The sequence below is a fragment of the Streptomyces gossypii genome, assembly GCF_025165795.1.
Lineage (GTDB): Bacteria > Actinomycetota > Actinomycetes > Streptomycetales > Streptomycetaceae > Streptomyces > Streptomyces gossypii.
In genome coordinates this window covers 59,784-78,562 of record NZ_JAJAGO010000006.1, presented here as the reverse complement: position 1 = coordinate 78,562, position 18,779 = coordinate 59,784, and the positions used below count along the sequence as shown (strand labels likewise).

Here is an 18,779-nt window from a genome sequence, read left to right as displayed (position 1 = left end):
CAGCCGGAAACACCGGCAAGGGGCAGCGCTCCGTCAGAGACACGGGGAACTGCACAGGATCCCTTCGCCCCCTGGATGAACCAGGGAATGGGGCCGGAGAACGGCTGTGAACGGCGCGGCTGTTGGCTTCCTTCCGGTGTGGGAGCACCAGGACGAGACCAGGGCGGCCTACGACGGGGCCCTCGACCTGTGTGCGTCGATGTTCGCTAATCGGTTGGAGACGCAGCCGTTCGCGCGGTCGGATCGTAGTCCGGCGGTGCGATGAGCGGATACACCTCGTATTCCAGGTGCAGGCCCGCCGGACTCCTGTAGAGCACGGACATCAGCTCTTCGTGCGATTCGACCTCATAGATGTTCAGTCCGGCTGAGGCGCCGACGAGAATCCAGCGGTGTTTGATCATGCCCTTGTCGGCGAGTTCCTTCGTGTACTGGAAACCCTCGGACAGTTTCTGCTGGAATTCGTCGATTCCGATTCCCACAGGTGCCCGCTTGGCGATCACGGCGAACAGTGCCATCACTCTCTCCCTCGTTCATGACCAATGAGTCGGTCAGTCTTACGGTCGATCGGTGAAGCTGACGGCCTTGGCTTCGGCCGGCCTCCGCTGCCCTCCGGTGCGGGCGAAGCGCATGCGCGCGAGCGTGCCCGCGATCGAGATCGAGACGGTGGCCACGGCGGCGATGCCGAAGAGCAGTCCGAAGTTCCCGGTGCTGACGAGCCCGCCGACGGCCGCGGTGCCGACCGCCGCGCCGGTGAACACCGAGCAGGCGACGAGTGCCGCCGCGCTGCCGCGCGCCTCCGGTGCAGATGCCTCGAGCACCCAGGCTTGCAGCGCGGACTGGCCCACGGCCAGGGCGAGTCCGGCGCAGGCGCTGGCGAGCAGGATGCCGGGGACGGACTGGGTGAAGGCGGCGGTGAGGTAGCCGACGAACAGCAGGCCCGTGCCCCAGCCGAACATCGCCGCCCCGGAAGCGCGCGCGTCCAGCGCCCGCACGGCGGCGCTGCCGCCGATGGCCGCCACCCCGTACGCACTGGTGACCAGCCCCGACATCAGCACACTGCTGCCGTGCTCCTGGAGCGCGGCGTTGAAGAAGTTGAAGAAGCCCATCATCGCCGCACCTTCGATGAAGGTGAACGGGATGAGGAAGCGGAACCAGCCGTCGCCGAGGACTTGGGCGAACCGGCCCAGTACGCCCACGCCGTCTTCCCGCGGTGCCGTCGCCTCCGGGAGCCGGGCGTAGAGGACGGCGAGCAGCGGCCCGGCCACGGCCGGGATCAGCAGGGGGTACCGCCAGTCGAGAAGGTCTGTGAGCGCACCTGCGGCAAGGGTCGCCGACGCGGCGCCGACCGCGCTGAACGACATCAGGACCGCCATCGTCCGCTGTTGGCGCTCCATGGTGATGCGGTCACCCACATAGGCCACCGACACCGGGATGAGTGCGGCGGCGAACGCTCCGGCGACGGCGCGCCCCGCGATCAGTACGGCCACGTTGGGGGCCAGCGCCGCGCACAGATTGGCGGCTCCGAGCCCGAGCAGTGCCGTCCGCAGCACGCGTACCCGGCCGATCCGGTCCGAGAGACCGCCGTGCACCGGGATCATGACGCCCAGCATCAGCAGGTAGCCGGTCAGCGCGAGGGTGGTCACGCCCAGCCCTGCTCCCAAGTCCTCGGACACGGGGACCAGCAGGGGGTTGATGACGACGAGGTCGAAGTCCAGCAGGAAGAAGCCGGTGCAGAGGATCGCGACGATCTTTCCGTCGGACAACTGACCGGCGCCCGCGCCGCCCACGGGTGACGGCGGGGGTGTGCGCACGGGACCTCCTGGACGGATCGTCAGCAGGGTGGATTATCAGCAGTAGTCTCGACCTGTGGAGGTGCCGGGTCAAGGCCGCCGGGCCGTGATTCCGCCCGCGTCGGCCGATTTCCTTTCCGGCCGTTCCGCGATTCCGGGGCTGTCCGACTGCGGAAGGCTCGCAGTCGAACGCCTGACGCCGCGTCGGGATGACGTACGCGCAATCTCCGGGCGTACCGGGGGAGATGCAGGCGTATCTCCAATGTATCCGCTCAGCTCTTGCGAGAACTTCGCAACAGGGCTCTACTGTCAATCGGTCAGCGATCCCGCTCGGAGGGGAGCCCGCTCATGCACGTTCCCGACGGATTCATCGACATTCCCGTCTCCGCGGCCACCGGGGTTATCGCGGCGGGTGCGGTCGCGGTCAGCCTGCGGGGTACGCGCAGGGAGCTGGACGAGCGGACGGCGCCGCTCGCGGGTCTGGTCGCCGCGTTCATCTTCGCCGCGCAGATGCTGAACTTCCCGGTCGCGGCGGGCACCAGCGGCCATCTGCTGGGCGGTGCGCTGGCCGCGATACTCGTCGGGCCGTACACGGGTGTGCTCTGCGTCTCGGTCGTCCTGCTGATCCAGAGCGTCCTGTTCGCGGACGGCGGCCTCACCGCGCTCGGGGTGAACATCACCAACATGGGTGTGGTCACCGTCGTCGTCGCGTACCTGATCTTCCGCGGCCTGGTGAAGCTGCTGCCCGGCAAGCGCGGTTCGGTCACCGCCGCGGCGTTCGCCGCCGCCCTGCTCTCCGTCCCGGCCGCGGCCGTCACCTTCACCGGGATGTACATGGTCGGCGGTACGACGGACGTGGCGGCGGGCACCGTGTTCACGGCGATGGTCGGTGTGCACACCCTCATCGGCATCGGCGAGGCCACGATCACCGCGCTCACCGTCGGCGCCGTCATCGCGGTGCGGCCCGATCTGGTGTACGGCGCCCGTGGCCTGACAGTGCCGCTCCAACTCCGGGTCGGTGGCCGACTGGTGGACGCTGCTCCGGCTCCGGCTCCGGCTCCGGCCGCCGCCCCGCCGCGCTCCTCGCGCAAGGTGTGGCTCACGGGCCTCGGCGTGTCCCTGGTGCTGGCCGGATTCGTCAGCTTCTACGCCTCCTCGGACCCGGACGGCCTGGAGAAGGTCGCCACGGACAAGGGCATCGACAAGGAGGCTGAGGACCACTGGCTGGGTGACTGGCCACTCGCCGACTACGGCGTCGAGGACATCACGGGGGCGCGGCTCTCCGGCGGGCTCGCGGGGGTGATCGGTGTGGGCGTCACGGTCGCCGCCGGCAGCGGCGTCTTCTGGGCGGTGCGCCGCCGTCGCAACTCCGCTCAGTCTGCCGACTCCGCCGGATCCGGCGAGTCTTGGAAGGCCGCAGGCGGCGCGGAGTCCCGTGCAGAGAAAACCGTGTGAGATGGGCGCGGGACACGCACACCGGCTCTACCGCCACGGGCACTCGCCCGTCCACAGGCTCCCTCCGCACTGCAAACTGGCCGCCGTCCTCTGCTTCGTGGTGGTCGTGGTCTCGACCCCGCGCGAGGCGATGTGGGCGTTCGCCCTGTACGCCGTGCTGCTGGGCGCGGTGGCGGGCGTGGCCCGTATACCGGCGGGGTTCCTGCTGAAGCGGATGCTGATCGAGGTCCCGTTCGTGGCGTTCGCGGTGCTGATGCCCTTCGTGGCTCAGGGTGAGCGGGTCGAGGTGATGGGCGTCTCGCTCAGCGTCTCGGGCCTGTGGGGCGCGTGGAACGTACTGGCGAAGGGCACGCTGGGTGTCGCCGCGTCGGTGATCCTCGCCTCCACGACCGAGCTGCGTGAACTGCTGCTCGGCCTCCAGCGGTTGAAGCTGCCGCCGCTGCTCGTGCAGATCGCCTCCTTCATGATCCGGTACGGCGACGTGATCACGGACGAGATGCGGCGGATGAGGATCGCCCGCGAGTCGCGCGGCTTCGACTCCCGAGGCATCCGGCAGTGGGGAGTCCTGGGCAAGTCGGCCGGTGCGCTGTTCATCCGCTCGTACGAGCGGGGCGAACGCGTCCATCTGGCCATGATGAGCCGGGGATACGCCGGGTCGATGCCGGTCATCGACGAGGTGACCGCCTCCCGGGCCCAGTGGGCGCGCGCCCTCGCCCTCCCCCTGTCCGCTCTCGCCGTATGTCTGTTGGGATGGACGCTGTGACCGCTTCGCTGGACGTCTCCGGCCTCGCCTACGCCTACCCGGACGGGCATCAAGCCCTCTTCGGCGTCGATCTGGTGATCGGGCGCGGCGAGCGCGTCGCCCTGCTCGGCCCGAACGGCGCGGGCAAGACCACCCTCGTCCTGCATCTGAACGGCATCCTGACCGCCGGGTCCGGCTCGGTGACGGTCGCCGGACTGCCGGTCGCCCGCGAGCATCTCGCGGAGATCAGGCGCCGCGTCGGCATCGTCTTCCAGGACCCGGACGACCAGCTCTTCATGCCGTCCGTGCGGGAGGACGTGGCCTTCGGGCCGGCGGCGTCCGGGCTGCGCGGGCCCGAGCTGGAAGCCCGGGTGGAGAAGGCCCTCGGCCAGGTCGGCATGGCGGAGTACGTGGACCGGCCGCCGCATCACCTCTCCTTCGGCCAGCGGCGCCGGGTCGCGGTGGCGACCGTACTGGCGATGGAGCCGGAGATCCTCGTCCTGGACGAGCCGTCGTCCAATCTGGACCCGGCCTCGCGCCGTGAACTGGCGGAGATCCTGCGGTCGCTGGACGTCACCGTGCTGATGGTGACGCACGACCTGCCGTACGCCCTGGAGATGTGCCCGCGCGCACTGGTGCTCAGCGAGGGCGTCATCGTGGCGGACGGTCCCACGGCCGAACTGCTCTGTGACGAGGGGCTGATGCGGGCGCACCGCCTGGAGCTGCCCTTCGGTTTCGACCCGCGCTCCGTCGACACCCGCTCCTGACCGCCACCCGCCTTGACGCTCCGGTCGGCCGCCTCGCATACTCCATATGTCAGTCCTGCTGACAATCAGCTCGACGGGCAGTGAGTTGTACGGCAGTGCGAGTTGTACGGGCAGTATGACGGTACGGACGGGAGCACCCCGAGATGGCCGACGACTTCAGCTCAGTGTTCGAATCTCCTCTCGATGATCCGCCTGATGCCGACGACTTGGTCCGGGCGGCAATGGAATGGCACTTCTCCCCGCTCACCGGAAGTCCCTACTGGACCGAGCGGGCGAAATCCTTCGGCTTCGATCCGCGCACCGACATCTCGACCCTCGCCGACCTGCGCCTGTTCTCCGACATCGAGGTCGACTGGAGCGGCATACCCGCCCACCTGCTGGTGCCCCGCGGCTCCCGCCGGGAGCCCCGGCGGTTCGGCGTCTACGAATCAGGCGGTGCCACGGGCCCCCCGAAGCGCATCGTCGACGCGACGTCGCGCAGCCGGAACGTCGCGTGGCAGAGCATGATGCTCGACGCCCAGGGATTCCCCTCGGGCGAGGGGCACTGGCTGCACATCGGGCCGACCGGCCCGCACGTCATGGCGAAGAACATCAGCGTCCTGTCACAACTGCGCGGCTTCCTCTGCTTCTTCGTCGATCTGGATCCGCGCTGGGTCCGCCGCTGCCTCAGCACCGGGCGCGAGGAGGAGGCCGGGCGCTATGTCGACCACATCCTCGACCAGGTGAAGGAGGTGCTGGCCACCCAGGACATCCGGGCGGTCTCCAGCACGCCCCGGATCCTGGAGAAGGCAGTCGGGCGCGCCGACGTGTACGCGCTGATGCGGGAGAAGCTGCGCGGCATCATCTGGGGCGGGACGAGCGCGGACGCCGAGACGCTGCGCCTGTTCGAGGAGGAGGCGTTCCCCCGCGCGCGGATCGCCGGGGCGTACGGCAACACGATGATGGGCGTCGCGCCGCAGCGCACCCGGCTGCCGGGCGACACGGCGGCGTGCGTCTTCCGCCCTCACTACCCCTACACCGTCGTGGAGCTGGTGGACCCCGAGCGGCCGGAGCGGCGGGTGGCGGAGGACGAGGAGGGCCGCGTGGTGATCACCGTGCTCACTCGGGACTACTTCACGCCCCCCACCCTGGAGCGGGACCTGGCCACCCGGCGCGCGTCCGCCGGTGGATTTCCCGGCATCGAGCTGTCGGAGGTGCGTCCCTGCGACACGGGGCACACCGCCGCTCTGGTCGAGGGCGTGTACTGATGGCCCCGTCGTCCGGGCTGCCGTCGTCGGGGCTGCCGTCGTCCGAGCCGCGGCCGTGCGAGTTGCCCCTGTACGAGCTGCCGCTGGTCCGTGCGGGCCGGGCGGTGCGGTCCGCGCAGACGCTGGCACTCGCGGGAGTGGACGGCACACCGCTGGCGACCGTGCACCAGGCCCCGCCCCTGCTGGCCCGGCTCACGGTGGCGGAGGTGCGGGAGCACTGCGCGGGCCAGGATCCGGACAGCGCGCCCGACCCGGCGCTGCTGCGGCGGGCGGGCCGCCTCTTCGCCACCGCCACCCTGGGCGGTCTCACGCCCGAGCGGTACTGCGAGCTCCAGGCACGGGCCGCGGGTGTGCCGGTCAGCGTCGCCCGGCACTCGCTGACGGATGTCGCGCGGACCTTCGCCAACGCCGGTGCCAGGATCGCCGCCGAGTGCCCTCCGGGGGCAACGGGCGTGATCAGCCCCGGTGAGGTCTCCGCGGTGTGGGCCCGGCGCGGCGAGGTGCTGGCCGTGATCGCCCCGAGCAACAACCCCGGCACGCACACCCAGTGGCTCACCGCCCTCGCCTGCGGCTATGCCCTCCTCGTACGCCCCGGCGCACGTGATCCGTTCACCCCTGCGCGGATGATCGACGCCCTGCTCCGGGCCGGCGTGCCCCCGCACCTGCTGTCCCTGCTGCCGGGCAGTCATGCGACGGGGGACGCGCTGGTGGAAGCAGCCGATCTGAGCCTGGTCTTCGGCGGGGACGCCGCGGCCCGCCGCTACGGCCACGACCGCCGGGTGATCCTGCGCGGGCCCGGCCGTTCCAAGCTGCTGCACAGCGGACCGGTCACCGACGAGGTGCTGGACGTCATCTGCGACTCCGTCGGCCACGACGCCGGGATGCGGTGCACCAACGCCACCGCCGTCTTCACCGACGGCGACCCGCGTGCTCTCGCCCGCGCCGTGGCCGCCCGCCTCGCCCCGCTGACTCCGGCCCCGCCCCAGTCGGACGAAGCCCGGCTGCCGGTGCTGCCGCTGGCGGAGGCGAGGGCGCTGCGCGAGCATCTGACGCGCCGTCTGGACGGCGCGGTGGACGTTGCCGCCGCCCACTATCCGGACGGACCGCTCGCCGATCTCGGTGACGGCTCGGCCGCGCTGCGGCCCGCGGTGCTGCTGTGCGAGCGCGCCGACCACCCGGGAGCCCGGGTCGAACTCTCCTTCCCCTGCGTGTGGGTGCTGCCCTGGCGGCGCTCCCAGGGGATGGCCCCGCTGCGGGACACGCTGGCGCTGACGGTGCTGAGCGACGATCCCGCCCTGGCGCGCGAGGCGTTGCGGGAGCGGAGCATCCGCAAGGTCCTCTTCGGGCCGGTCCCGACGTGGTCGGCGGGTGAGGTCAGCCCGCATGACGGGTATCTGAGCCATGAACTGATGGAGGCCCGCGGGTACGGCGTCGCCGACCGGCTCCTCTAAGAGCCCCTAACAGAATGGGCGGTCGGCTTGCGACGCCTGGCACGCGCGCTCGCCGCGTTGTCGGAGTCGTCCATGTACGCCCAGTACGAGGACGATCCTCCGCCTTGCGAGCGCACGCACCAGACGCCGCAAGCTGATCGACCGCCCATTCTGTTAGGGGCTCTAAGGGCTGTCCCGTGGCGCCCGGGAGGCACCGTATTCCGGAAAGGCATTCTTGCGAAGAATTCGCAACTGCGGAAGTTCGTGAATTAAGCCGCTCATTCGGCGACGCCGGTAATCATGAGGAATTGCTGAATCGCCCTGCCTTGACGATTCCGCGCGGAGCGGGGCATGCTCAGCTCCATAGCAGTCGAGCTGATGATCAGCTGTACTGCTTATGTTGGTTCTGTGGAACGTGCGAAAGCACCAACAGCCAACCGATGCCACGGGGGCACACCATGGTCCACCTCATCGAATACCGCGATCCCGTAGAACACTGTCCCGGCTTTCTCGTGTACGACGGCACCGCATGCCGTCTGGCGGTCGGCGGCTGCCGGATGAAGGCCGGTCTCACCGCCGACACCCTGCGCACACTCTCCGCCCGCATGACGCTCAAGCAGCGCGTGCTGGGCCTCAACGCCGACGGCGCCAAGTGCGGCGTCGCCTACGACCCCGAAGGCCCGCGGCGTTCCGCGGTGCTGCGCCGCTTCCTGGAGTTCCTTGGTGACGAGCTGCGCCGCCGCTTCAGCATGGGCGCCGACATGGGCACCCGCTTCGAGGAACTCGACAGTCTCGCCGCCGGATCGGGAATCGGCTCCGTGAAATACGCGGTCCGCGTCGCGCAGCGGCTGCCCGAGCCGGAGTTCTACGCCCGGATGCGGCTGCTTGACGCGTCCGTCGGCGGGCTGACGGTCGGGCAGCGGCGAGCGGGTCACGCGCTCGCCCACGCCGCGCTGGCCGCCGCCGCGCACGCGGGCCGCCGGCCCGCACGCCTGAGCTGCGTGCTGCAGGGCTTCGGCACTCTGGGCCGGGCCGCTGCCCTGGCCCTGCTGGAGCAGGGCGTCCGGGTCACCGCGGTGGCCGACGAGCACGGATGTGTGGTGGACCCGCGCGGGCTGGACATCGCGCGGATGCTGGCGACGGACCAGCGGCGTCCCGTTCCCGGCCTGCTCGGCAGCGTGCTGCGATTACCGTCCCAGTCCCTCTTCGACCTTCCGGCCGACATGCTGATCCTGGCGGGCGGGGACGACGCGCTCACCGAGCGGCAGGCCACGCTGCTGCCGGTCCCGATCGTCGCCGTGGGCGCCAACTGCGGCCTGCGCGACGAGGCCGAACGGCTGCTGGCGGAGCGTGGCTCGCTGGTGGTGCCGGATTTCATCGGCGGGATCGGCGGGTCCGCCTCCATGGAGGCGCTCTTCGGGCCCACGCGAACGCCGGAGCCGCGCGAAGTGCTCGACACCGTCGCCGCGATGATGCGCGAACTGGTCGGCGACATCCTGGCGGGAGCCCGCGACCAGCGCCTGCTGCCGCGCGAGGTCGCTCTGGCCATCGCCCAGTCGACGGGCGTGTCACCCGGCGAGCGCCCGTACGGGGGCAGCCCGTACCGCGCCACCACGCGCGCGCCGCACGGCCAACGCGCCGACGCCCGCCACACGCTGACCCGTTACACCGTCACCCCCCACATAGCCGCCCGCACGGCTGTCGCCCCCTCGGCCGCCGTCCGCTCCGCCGAAGCCCGGACCCAGAGGGGGAACCGATGACACCACCCGCCGCCACGCCGCCCCAGTCCACGCCGCCCCAGCCCGCTGCGGCTGAGGGCCCGGCCTGGCCCGGCCCCTCGGTGCTGCCCCCGCTGCCGCTCCCCTCCGCCGAGTGCGAGCACACCCGCACCCACATCAGCGACTCCGCCTTCTACGGCCACCGCTACAGCACCACCGTCAGCCATCGCGTCTTCTGCGACCGGTGCCGGTACCAACGCTGGCTGGACGTCGAGGCGGCCCTCGCACTGAGCGAGGCCGACCTCGGCATCATCCCGGTCTCCGCCGCGGAGGCCATCGCCGAGGCCGCCCGGGTCGAGCGGCTCGATCTGGAGGCGGTACGCGCCGAGATCCGCCGCACCAGCCACTCCCTGGTGGGCTTCCTGCGGGTGTTCCAGAAGGTGTGTGCCGGCAACGCCGGGGAGTTCGTCCACTACGGCGCGACCACCCAGGACATCCAGGACACCGCCATGGCCCTGGAGATGCGCGATGTCCTCGACGAAGCCGACCGCCTGCTCCGGCTGGTCACGGTGCGGCTGGCCACGCTCGCCGAGGAGCACGCCGACACCGTGGCGCTCGGCCGTACACACGCCCAGCCCGCCCTCCCGATGGGCTTCGGCGTGAAGATCGCCAGCTGGGTGGACGAACTGCTGCGCCATCTCGAGCGGATCGAAGCCATGCGCTCACGCGTTCTCGCGGCGCAGCTCTTCGGCGGCGTCGGAACCATGGCCGGCTTCGGCGACAAGGGCCTCGACCTGCTGGACGCCTTCGCCGCACGGCTCGGCCTCAGCTCCCCGGCCGCCGCATGGCACACCTCCCGCGACCGGGTGGCCGAGTACGTCTCCGGTCTGGCGATGGTCGCCGGGACCATGGGACGCATCGGCGACGAGGTGCGGACGCTCTCCCGTCCCGAATTCGGCGAGTTCGAAATCGGCTGGCGGCACGGGCAGGTCGGCAGCAGCACCATGCCGCACAAGCGCAATCCGGAAGCCTGCGAACAGGCCGTCGTCATGGCCAGACTGGCCACCGCCCAGGTGGTCAACGCCATGACGTGCATGTCCGGCGACCACGAGCGGGACTCCCGGTCGCTGCGGATCGAATGGGCCTGCGTCCCGGACGTCTCGCACTACACCCTGTCCGCGTGCGAGATCATCCACCATCTGGTCGACGGGCTGGAAGTACGCACCGAGCGCCTGCGGGAGAACGTCCGCGAGGTCGCCGAGTCGATCGCCACCGAGAAGCTGATGCTGGCGATCGGCGCACACATCGGCAAGCAGAGCGCCCACGAGTACGTCTACGAGATCGCCCAGGCAGCCCGTCAGCACGGCGGCTCCCTGCGCGACATGGCCGTACGGGACGGACTCGCGGGGGCTCCACTGGGCGAGCGCGAGGTGGACGAGATCTTCGACCCCGCCGGATACCTGGGCCAGTCCCGCGCGCTCACCCTGCGCGCCGTCGGGCGCGCCCGCGCCTGGCTCGCGGCCCACCCCGCCGCCGGGGAGGAGAGATGAGGGAGGACCTCTCCCGCGTCCGGGAGATCGTCCTCCCCCGTCCGCTCTACTCCCATGTGATCGCTCACGCCGTACGCAAGTTCACCGATCACTACCTGGAGGGCGAGACACGGGAGCACAAGGCCTTCGGCATGCTCGCGGGCCGGCCGAGCGGGGCCGTCGTCGAAGTCCGCGCGGTCTTCCCACTGATATCCAACCTGCGCCACGAGGGGGCCGTCCGCCGGCAGATGGACAAGGTGGTCGGCGCCCACGCCATCCCCTCGCAGACCCCGGACGGTCTGCGAGGGTGGGTAGCCGATCCGCGCGAACTGCTCGACATCGAGCGCGCCTGCGACGACACCGACTGGCTGCTCTTCGGCAACTACCACACCCACCGGGTCGCCTGGGAACACGACGCGCTGCGCGACACGTGCACCGAACTGGACCGGGTCCTTGCCCGCGACTCCCGCCAGTGGACCTTCATCCTCTCGGCCGTGGACCTGCGCCGGCCACGGCTGCGCGCCTTCTTCGAGGGCGACAACTCCCGCGAAGCCTCCGTCCGGGTCCTCCCCGTGACCCCCTGGCGGCCCCCGGGCTCCAGTGATTCCCTCCAGCAGAGGAGCACCTCATGAACCGTGAGCAGTCCTACCGAGACGTCGTCGCCTTCCACGGGCACGAGTGTCCTGGAGCCGCCTTCGGCGTACGGGTCGCGGAGGCCGCCGTCGGGCGCCTCGGCACCCCCGAGGGAGGTCTGGTGGCGGAGACGGAGACGGACACCTGCGCCGTCGACGCCCTTCAGGTACTCACCGGCTGCACCTACGGGAAGCGCACCCTGATCCACCAGGACCACGGGCGCTACGTCTTCACCTTCTGGGATCGCGCCGGCGGACGCGGGGTGCGGGTGCGCGCCCGGGCGGGCACCGTCGTCTTCCGCACCGACGAACTGTGGCGGCTCGCGGACCGGATCGAGGAGGGGAGCGCCACACCCGAGGAGGCCGCACGGTTTGCCGGACTCCAGTCAGGAAGGGTCGCCCAGCTGCTGGAACTGCCCGAGGCCGACTTCCTGACGGTCGAGGAGGTGGCAGAGGCGGAGGGGGCTCCGGTCCCCAAGCGCGTCGCTCCGGTCGACCTCTGCGTGGAGTGCGGCGAGCCGACCAGTGTGGAAACCCTGCACGACCACCGTGGGCGGATGCTCTGCCCGGCCTGCCATCTGAGCGCCCACGGCGGCACGCTCCCCGCGGGCCACGGTGACCACGGCCACCACCCGCACAGCCAGGCCCACCGCCACGGTGCGGGTCACACCCACGGGCCGGGGAACGGGGCCGGATAGCGGTCCTTTTCGGCCGGGCGTCCGTAGCGCACTCCGGACCGCGTCAGTATCGTCAACCGGGCCAGTGGCAACACCCCCACCCCCGGTTGCACACCGGCACGGCTCCGAGGAGCAACCGGGTGAACTCTTGACCGCTGCCTCATGAGGAGGACTCACGGTGAAAGTTCGGAAAAGCTCGGTGATCATCGGTGCGCTCGGCCTGGCCGCGTCCTTGGCGCTGTCCACGGCATCGTCCGCCCAGCAGCGGGACGCACCCTTACCGGCGGATACGCAGCTGAGGAAAGTGGCCTCCGCCGAGGCGCCGACCGCCGGGACGGCCGGACCGCGAGGCAAGGTCTGGATCGCGGAGAAGTCCGGGCGGGTACGCGTCCTGAACGACCGGGGTCTCAGCAAGCCCGTCCTCGACATCTCCGACGAGACGAGAAACGAGGGCGAGCGAGGGCTGCTCGGCATCGCCTTCGATCCCGGGTTCGACCACTTCTACATCTCGTTCACCGACCTGGAGGGCACCAGCACGGTCGACGAGTTCGCCGTAAGGAGGGGCCAGATCCAGCCGGACACCCGCCGCACGGTCATCACCCAGGAACAGCCCTATCCGAACCACAACGGCGGCCATATCGCCTTCGGCCCAGACGGCATGCTCTACATCGGCCTCGGCGACGGCGGCAGCGGCGGTGACCCCCAGGACAACGGCCAGAACCGCGAAACGCTGCTGGGCAATATGCTGCGGATCGACCCGAGCCGCGGCGATCCCTACGCGATCCCCGAGGACAACCCCTTCGTCGACGACCCGGAGGTCCGCGACGAGATCTGGGCGTACGGACTGCGCAACCCCTGGCGGTTCTCCTTCGACGCGGCGAAGGGCGATCTGCTGATCGGAGACGTCGGTCAGAACACCCGCGAGGAGATCGACTGGGCACCGGCCGACAGCCCCGGAGGCGAGAACTACGGCTGGGCCCGGATGGAGGGCACGCTGTCCTTCTCCGGTGAAGAGCCGGAGAACCACGTGCCGCCGGTCTTCGAGTACGACCGCGCCGGTGAGCGGTGCGCGGTCACCGGCGGTTACGTCTACCGGGGCAGGGCCATCCCCGGCCTGCGGGGTGACTACCTGTACAGCGACTTCTGCGACGGCGAGATCCGGGCGCTGGAGATGAAGGACGGCAAGGTGCTCGGCAGCACCGATCTCGGCGTCAACGGCGGCTCGGTGGCGTCGTTCGTCGAGGGCTGCGACCGCGAGTTGTACGTACTCGACCTCGACGGGACCGTCTACCGCCTCGAACCGGCGTAACGCGCCCCACGTTCGCGCGCTTCCCGCTCTCCCATCGCTCCCACCGCTCCCACCGCTCCCCGGTTCAGCCGCTCACCCCGCCCCCGCCGGTACGCCCGGCGGGGGCGGCGGCGTTCGCGCGCGCCCGGTCCGCGGCGGAACCGCGCCACCCGTTCGGAGCAGCGCGCCGCGTGGCGGACGGAGGGCCGGGGCTCAGGGTCGCCATGATGCGTCGTAAGCATCCATGGACCACAGGGGATTGACCTGGTCCGAGACGGGCACCCGTCGCCCGTCCGCCCGACTTGGCGCCCAGCACCGGGCCTGTTCGAACCGAGCCGCCGAGGAGTTGTCTGCCCCGTGTTGGTCCTGGTCGCCGTCCACGCAGGGGTGGCGGCGACGCTCCCGTGGTGGGGACGGCGGATCGGCCGTGGCGCGTGGGCCGTGGCGGCGCTGGCCCCGCTGGCCGTCCTCGCGTGGTCCGCCGTCCAGGCACCCGGGATCCTCGGGGGCACCCCCGTCGAGGAGAGCCTGTCCTGGGCGCCCTCCCTGGAGCTGACCTTCGACGTGCGGCTGGACCCGCTCTCGCTGCTGGCCGTGTGGGTGGTCAGCGGAGTGGGCGTGCTGGTCCTCGCCTACAGCGCCTCCTACTTCGAGCGCCGGGAGGCGGGCCGTGAGTCCGCGCTGCTGCTCGCCTTCTCTGGCGCCATGCTGGGCCTGGTGGTCGCGGACAACCTGTTCGCCCTCTACCTCTTCTGGGAACTGACGACCGTCGTGTCGTTCCTGCTCATCGCGGGCCGGGGAGACCGGGCCGCTCGGCGCCGCGCCGCCGAGCAGGGGCTGCTGGTGACCGCCGCGGGCGGGCTGACCATGCTGGCGGGCTTCGTCCTGCTCGGACAGGCCGCGGGCAGCTACCGCATCTCCCGGCTCGTCGCCGATCCGCCCCGGGGCGACATGGTCACCGTGGCCCTGGTGCTGGTGCTGATCGGGGCGTTCGCCAAGTCCGCCCAGATGCCGTTCCACGGCTGGCTGCCCGCGGCCATGGAGGCGCCCACCCCGGTCAGCGCCTATCTGCACGCCGCGGCCATGGTCAAGGCGGGCGTGTATCTCGTCGCCCGGCTGGCGCCCGGCTTCGCCGAGACCGGCCCCTGGCGGCCGATGGTGCTGGCCGTCGGACTGACCAGCATGGTGCTCGCCGCGTGGCGCGCCCTGCGGGAGACCGACCTCAAGAGGCTGCTCGCCTACGGCACCATCAGCGAACTGGGCATGCTGATGGCGCTGCTGGGCACGGGCACCCGTACGGCCGCGCTGGCCGGTGCGGCGATGCTGGTGGCGCACGCCGCCTTCAAGGCCCCGCTCTTCCTCGTGACCGGCATCCTCGACAAACGGACCGGCACCCGCGACGTACGCCTGCTGTCCGGGCTGGGCCGCCGTATGCCGGTCCTGTTCGCGGTGGGCGCGGCAGCCGCCGCCTCCATGGCCGGAGTGCCGCTGCTGCTGGGCTTCCTCGCCAAGGAGGCCGCCTACGAGGCGTTCCTGCACAGCGGGAAGCTGGACGGCCGGGAGCTGTACGGGCACGACTGGCTGTTCGCCGCGCTCTTCCTCGGCTCGGTGCTCACCGTCGCCTATACCGGCCGGTTCCTGTGGGGGGCCTTCGCCGTGAAACCCGGAGTGGAGACGGGCGATCCGGCCCCTCCCGGACCCGGCTTCCTCGCCCCGGCAGCCGCCCTGTCGGTCACCGGACTGGTGCTCGGCCTCTGGTACCACGCCCTCTCCGTACCGGTGGCCGCCTACGCCGACACGTATGCGACCGGCGGCGGGGGAGCCGGGGCGAGCGGAGGGAAGCCCTACGAACTGGCGCTGTGGCACGGCCTGACCCCCGTGCTCGGCCTCTCGCTCCTCGCACTGCTCCTGGGCATCGCCCTGCACCTGGGGTCTGTCCGGTGGGTCTTCCCGGGCCCGCGACACCCCGCATCGCATCCCGCCGCGTTGCCGAAGTCGCCAGTGTGGCGCCGTCTGCCCCGGCTGCCCGACGCGCAGCACGGTTACGAGGCCGCCCTCCGCGCCATGCGGACGCTGACCCTGCGGACCGTCCGGCACACCCAGGTCGGTTCGCTGCCCGCCTACCTGGCGGTGCTGCTGATCACCGTGCTGGCGCTGCCCGGCTCCGCGCTGCTGGGCACGGGGGACGTCTCGTTCGGACGGCCCGAGATGTGGACGTCCAGTGTGCAACTGCCGCTCGCCGCTGTCGTGCTGACGACGGCCGTCGCCGTGACGGCGACCCGGCACCGGCTGACCGGTGTGATGCTGACGGGCGCGGTCGGATACGGCGTGGCCGGACTCTTCCTGGTACGCGGAGCACCCGACCTGGCGCTCACCCAGTTCCTGGTGGAGTCGTTGACGCTGGTGGCCATCGTGCTCGTGCTGCGGAGGATGCCGACCCGCTTCACGCCCGAGCGGACCGCCGTGCGGACGCGCGTCCTCCAGATCGTCGTGTCCGCCGGGATGGGCGTCTTCGTCGCCCTGTTCGCCCTGGTGGCCACCACGGCGCGGGATGCCCCGGCGGTGTCGGGGGAGCAACTGCGCCGGACCGAGGAGACGGGCGCGCACAACGCGGTCAACGCGATCATCGTGGACTTCCGCGCGATGGACACCCTGGGAGAGATCGCCGTGCTGCTGGTGGCGGCCCTCGGAGTCTTCAGTCTGATCGGGATCTGGCAGGAGAGCGAGGGCGAGGCGGCAGCCCGTCCTGAGCGGGAAGCGGCGGCGGCGGACCCCGCCGGCAACGGCCGGGGAACGGCTCCGAGCCTCCGGCGCTCGCCCGCCGCCTCCTGGGACGAACCCCACGAGAGGTGGCTGCCGGGCGCGGCGGAACGGCCCGGAGGCGAGCGTTCCGTCCTGCTGGAGGTGCTCACCAGGCTGCTCTTCCCCTCCCTCCTGGTGCTGTCGCTGTATCTGCTGGTCTCCGGGCACGAGCATCCCGGTGGCGGGTTCTCGGCCGGTCTGGTCGCGGGCCAGGCCTACGTGCTGCGCTACCTGGTGGGCGGACGGGCGGACCTGGGCATCGCCGCACCGACCGATCCCGGGACGCTCGCGGGCGGCGGGCTGGCGCTGGCCGCAGTGGTGGGACTGCTGCCGGTGGCCTTCGGCGCGGAGGCGCTCTCCAGCACGGTGGTGGAGACCTGGCTGCCGGTCGTGGGCACGCTGAAGTTCGCCACCAGCATGTTCTTCGACGTGGGCGTGTACCTGCTCGTCGTCGGCGTCACCCTCAAGCTGCTGTCGGCGCTGGGAGTTGGGTTGTCACCCCAGACATCGGACGAACCCGAGACATTGAATGAACCGGAGTCGTCGGACGGGCTGGAGTCGTCGGACGGCGGCACGGTGGAGGGCCGCTCATGAACACCCTCGACGCCACCCTGGCCACCGTGGTGGGCGGCCTGTTCGCCGTGGGCTTCTTCCTGCTGATGCAGCGCTCGCTGATGCGCGTCGTGCTCGGCTTCGTCGTGCTGGGCCACGGCACCAACCTGCTGCTGCTGTCCGCCGGAAGGTCAGGCGATCCGCCGATCGTCGAAGGGCCGATGCGGCAGGTGGACGGGTACGCCGACCCGCTGCCGCAGGCCCTGGCGCTCACCTCCATCGTCATCACCTTCGGGCTGACGACCTTTCTGCTGGCCCTGGCCTACCGTTCCTGGCGGCTGACCGGGCACGACGAGGTCCGCGACGACCTGGAGGACCGGCGGATCGGGACGGCTCGGGAGCGCGTGGACGCGGGGGAACGCACGGACGCGGGGGAACGCACGGACGCGGGGGAACGCACGGACGCGGGGGAACGCACGGGCGCGGGGGAACGCACGGGCGCGGCGGAACAGACCCGCGACCGCCGCGAAGGCACGGCAGCCGAGGAAGAGACACCGGAGGACCTCGCATGACAACCGTGCTCGCCCTGCCCGTGCTGCTCCCCGTACTCGCCGCCGGTGCCTCCCTGGCCCTGCGCCACCACCACACCACGCAGCGCCTGCTGAGCGTCGGCGTCCTCGCCACCGTGCTGGCGACCGCGATCACGCTGCTGGTCCGCGCAGACCAGCGCGGCCCGCAGGTGCTCCCGGTCGGCGGCTGGGACGCCCCCACGGGCGTCAGCCTCGTCGCGGACCGGCTGTCGGCGCTGCTGCTGACCGTCTCCATCCTGGTGGCGCTGTCCGTGCTGGTCTTCGCCATCGGCCAGGGCGTCACCGAGCCGGGCAACGAGACGGCCGCGACCTTCCACCCCGCCTATCTGCTCCTCACGGGCGGAGTCGGTCTGGCGTTCCTCTCGGGCGACCTGTTCAACCTCTTCGTCGCCTTCGAAGTGATGCTCGGCGCCTCCTATGTGCTGATCACCCTGGACTCGGGCCGGGCACGGGCACGCGCCGGAATGACGTACACGATGACGAGCCTGACCTCCTCCCTGCTGTTCATCACCGCCGTCGCCCTCTGCTACGGCGCCACCGGCACGGTCAACCTGGCCCAGCTCGCCGGGCGGGTCGCGGAGCTGCCCGAGGGGCTGCGGTCCGCACTGAGCCTGCTGCTGCTCGTCGTCTTCGGCATCAAGTCCGCGATGGTGCCCCTGCACTTCTGGCTCCCGGACAGCTATCCGACCGCGCCCTCGCCGATCACCGCCGTGTTCGCCGCACTCCTGACCAAGGTCGGCGTGTACGGGATGCTGCGCACCCAGACGCTGCTGTTCCCCCGCGACGACACCTGGATCCTGCTCGCCGTTCTCGCGATCGCCACGCTGCTGATCGGAGTGCTGGGCGCGATCGCCCAGGACGACGTCAACCGGCTGCTGTCCTTCACGCTGGTCAGCCATATCGGCTTCATGCTGCTGGGGCTCGCGCTCTTCGACGTCGCCGGACTGACCGGGGCCATCCTGTACGTCGTCCACCACATCGTCGTACAGGCGACGCTCTTCCTGGCCGCCGCACTCGTCGTACACCGCACGGGGACCGCCGCCCTGCACCGCATGAAGGGGCGCGCACCGCCCACCGCACTGATCACCCTGCTGTTCCTGGTCCCCGCGATGAGCCTGGCCGGGATTCCGCCGTTCTCCGGCTTCATCGCGAAGCTCGCGCTCTTCCAGGCGGCCGTGGCCGAAGGCAGCGGGACGGCTTTCGCGCTCCTCGGCGCGGCGGTGCTCACCAGTTTCCTCACCCTGGCCGCGATGGCCCGCCTCGGGCGCAAGGCATTCCTGGAGACCGTGCCAGGGCCGTCCCCGGCATCCTCCGCACATCCCGCGCCACCCGCATCGCCGGCGTCGCCACCCGCGCCGCCGGATGACGAAGCCCATCAGGAGGTCCCCGCACGCCTCCCCGGCCGTCTGATGCTCGGCGCCACCTGCGCCATGGCGCTGACCGGCATCACCCTCGCGGTATGCGCCGGACCGCTGGCCCGGCTCAGTGAGCGGGCCGCGGACGACCTGCTGCGACGGGACACCTACCGCACCGCCGTACTCGAGGAGGAGGGCCGTTGAG

The 18,779-nt window shown here is 71.2% G+C and carries 15 protein-coding genes and 1 pseudogene; 14 read left to right on the top strand and 2 right to left on the bottom strand.

All coding sequences use genetic code 11. The features are described 5' to 3' along the window. Positions 1-136: 136 nt before the first annotated feature. A pseudogene (locus LHJ74_RS13925) lies at positions 137-241 on the top strand (SAM-dependent methyltransferase); the annotation flags it as partial. Here LHJ74_RS13925 and LHJ74_RS13920 read toward each other — a convergent pair. Next, the gene (locus tag LHJ74_RS13920) at positions 207-515 is read right to left on the bottom strand and encodes a muconolactone Delta-isomerase family protein (RefSeq protein WP_260218317.1); all 309 of its coding nucleotides are present in this window, start codon (positions 513-515) and stop codon (positions 207-209) included. The pseudogene LHJ74_RS13925 and the gene LHJ74_RS13920 overlap by 35 nt on opposite strands. Before the next feature lie 39 nt (positions 516-554). Then, complete coding sequence (locus LHJ74_RS13915; protein ID WP_260218316.1) at positions 555-1,811, bottom strand: MFS transporter; 1,257 nt, start codon at positions 1,809-1,811, stop codon at positions 555-557. A gap of 327 nt (positions 1,812-2,138) precedes the next feature. Here LHJ74_RS13915 and LHJ74_RS13910 point away from each other — a divergent pair, with 327 nt between their 5' ends. From LHJ74_RS13910 to LHJ74_RS13850, 13 genes are all read left to right on the top strand, one after another. Next, entirely contained in the window at positions 2,139-3,245 is a 1,107-nt protein-coding gene (locus LHJ74_RS13910; RefSeq protein WP_260218315.1) for an energy-coupling factor ABC transporter permease, read from the top strand. Between the two features lies 1 nt (position 3,246). Beyond that, positions 3,247-4,008: a cobalt ECF transporter T component CbiQ gene (cbiQ, locus tag LHJ74_RS13905; protein WP_260218314.1), complete on the top strand. Its 762-nt coding sequence runs from the start codon at positions 3,247-3,249 to the stop codon at positions 4,006-4,008. Beyond that, the gene (locus LHJ74_RS13900; protein ID WP_260218313.1) at positions 3,984-4,754 is read left to right on the top strand and encodes an energy-coupling factor ABC transporter ATP-binding protein; all 771 of its coding nucleotides are present in this window, start codon (positions 3,984-3,986) and stop codon (positions 4,752-4,754) included. Before cbiQ ends, LHJ74_RS13900 begins: the two co-directional genes overlap by 25 nt. 143 nt (positions 4,755-4,897) lie before the next feature. Then, positions 4,898-6,001 carry a phenazine biosynthesis protein gene (locus tag LHJ74_RS13895; RefSeq protein WP_260218312.1) on the top strand — a complete coding sequence of 368 codons (1,104 nt, stop codon included), beginning with the start codon at positions 4,898-4,900 and terminating at the stop codon, positions 5,999-6,001. Next, a complete protein-coding gene (locus LHJ74_RS13890) occupies positions 6,001-7,452 on the top strand; it encodes an aldehyde dehydrogenase family protein (RefSeq protein ID WP_260218311.1) in 1,452 nt (483 codons plus the stop codon). Before LHJ74_RS13895 ends, LHJ74_RS13890 begins: the two co-directional genes overlap by 1 nt. 437 nt (positions 7,453-7,889) lie before the next feature. Further along, the gene (locus tag LHJ74_RS13885) at positions 7,890-9,191 is read left to right on the top strand and encodes a Glu/Leu/Phe/Val dehydrogenase dimerization domain-containing protein (protein WP_260218310.1); all 1,302 of its coding nucleotides are present in this window, start codon (positions 7,890-7,892) and stop codon (positions 9,189-9,191) included. Then, entirely contained in the window at positions 9,188-10,699 is a 1,512-nt protein-coding gene (locus LHJ74_RS13880) for a class-II fumarase/aspartase family protein (RefSeq protein WP_260218309.1), read from the top strand. The genes LHJ74_RS13885 and LHJ74_RS13880 overlap by 4 nt, the downstream gene beginning before the upstream one ends. Next, complete coding sequence (locus LHJ74_RS13875; RefSeq protein ID WP_260218308.1) at positions 10,696-11,310, top strand: MPN domain-containing protein; 615 nt, start codon at positions 10,696-10,698, stop codon at positions 11,308-11,310. Before LHJ74_RS13880 ends, LHJ74_RS13875 begins: the two co-directional genes overlap by 4 nt. Continuing rightward, positions 11,307-12,008 (top strand): FmdE family protein, encoded by a 702-nt coding sequence (locus tag LHJ74_RS13870; protein ID WP_260218307.1) that lies wholly within the window; start codon positions 11,307-11,309, stop codon positions 12,006-12,008. Before LHJ74_RS13875 ends, LHJ74_RS13870 begins: the two co-directional genes overlap by 4 nt. A gap of 157 nt (positions 12,009-12,165) precedes the next feature. Further along, positions 12,166-13,296, top strand: a complete 1,131-nt coding sequence (locus LHJ74_RS13865) for a PQQ-dependent sugar dehydrogenase (RefSeq protein ID WP_260218306.1) — start codon at positions 12,166-12,168, stop codon at positions 13,294-13,296. Between the two features lie 336 nt (positions 13,297-13,632). After that, entirely contained in the window at positions 13,633-16,671 is a 3,039-nt protein-coding gene (locus LHJ74_RS13860) for a Na+/H+ antiporter subunit A (protein ID WP_260218305.1), read from the top strand. After that, positions 16,668-17,201 (top strand): Na(+)/H(+) antiporter subunit C, encoded by a 534-nt coding sequence (locus LHJ74_RS13855; RefSeq protein WP_260218304.1) that lies wholly within the window; start codon positions 16,668-16,670, stop codon positions 17,199-17,201. Before LHJ74_RS13860 ends, LHJ74_RS13855 begins: the two co-directional genes overlap by 4 nt. Further along, positions 17,198-18,778 (top strand): Na+/H+ antiporter subunit D, encoded by a 1,581-nt coding sequence (locus LHJ74_RS13850; protein ID WP_260218303.1) that lies wholly within the window; start codon positions 17,198-17,200, stop codon positions 18,776-18,778. The genes LHJ74_RS13855 and LHJ74_RS13850 overlap by 4 nt, the downstream gene beginning before the upstream one ends. Position 18,779: the final 1 nt, after the last annotated feature.

Excerpts from the sequence above, each read along its gene's own strand:
- LHJ74_RS13920 (WP_260218317.1), bottom strand. The coding sequence starts at position 515 with ATGGCACTGTTCGCCGTGATCGCCAAGCGGGCACCTGTGGGAATCGGA.
- LHJ74_RS13910 (WP_260218315.1), top strand. The coding sequence starts at position 2,139 with ATGCACGTTCCCGACGGATTCATCGACATTCCCGTCTCCGCGGCCACC.
- cbiQ (WP_260218314.1), top strand. The coding sequence starts at position 3,247 with ATGGGCGCGGGACACGCACACCGGCTCTACCGCCACGGGCACTCGCCC.
- LHJ74_RS13900 (WP_260218313.1), top strand. The coding sequence starts at position 3,984 with ATGTCTGTTGGGATGGACGCTGTGACCGCTTCGCTGGACGTCTCCGGC.
- LHJ74_RS13895 (WP_260218312.1), top strand. The coding sequence starts at position 4,898 with ATGGCCGACGACTTCAGCTCAGTGTTCGAATCTCCTCTCGATGATCCG.
- LHJ74_RS13890 (WP_260218311.1), top strand. The coding sequence starts at position 6,001 with ATGGCCCCGTCGTCCGGGCTGCCGTCGTCGGGGCTGCCGTCGTCCGAG.
- LHJ74_RS13885 (WP_260218310.1), top strand. The coding sequence starts at position 7,890 with ATGGTCCACCTCATCGAATACCGCGATCCCGTAGAACACTGTCCCGGC.
- LHJ74_RS13880 (WP_260218309.1), top strand. The coding sequence starts at position 9,188 with ATGACACCACCCGCCGCCACGCCGCCCCAGTCCACGCCGCCCCAGCCC.
- LHJ74_RS13875 (WP_260218308.1), top strand. The coding sequence starts at position 10,696 with ATGAGGGAGGACCTCTCCCGCGTCCGGGAGATCGTCCTCCCCCGTCCG.
- LHJ74_RS13870 (WP_260218307.1), top strand. The coding sequence starts at position 11,307 with ATGAACCGTGAGCAGTCCTACCGAGACGTCGTCGCCTTCCACGGGCAC.
- LHJ74_RS13855 (WP_260218304.1), top strand. The coding sequence starts at position 16,668 with ATGAACACCCTCGACGCCACCCTGGCCACCGTGGTGGGCGGCCTGTTC.
- LHJ74_RS13850 (WP_260218303.1), top strand. The coding sequence starts at position 17,198 with ATGACAACCGTGCTCGCCCTGCCCGTGCTGCTCCCCGTACTCGCCGCC.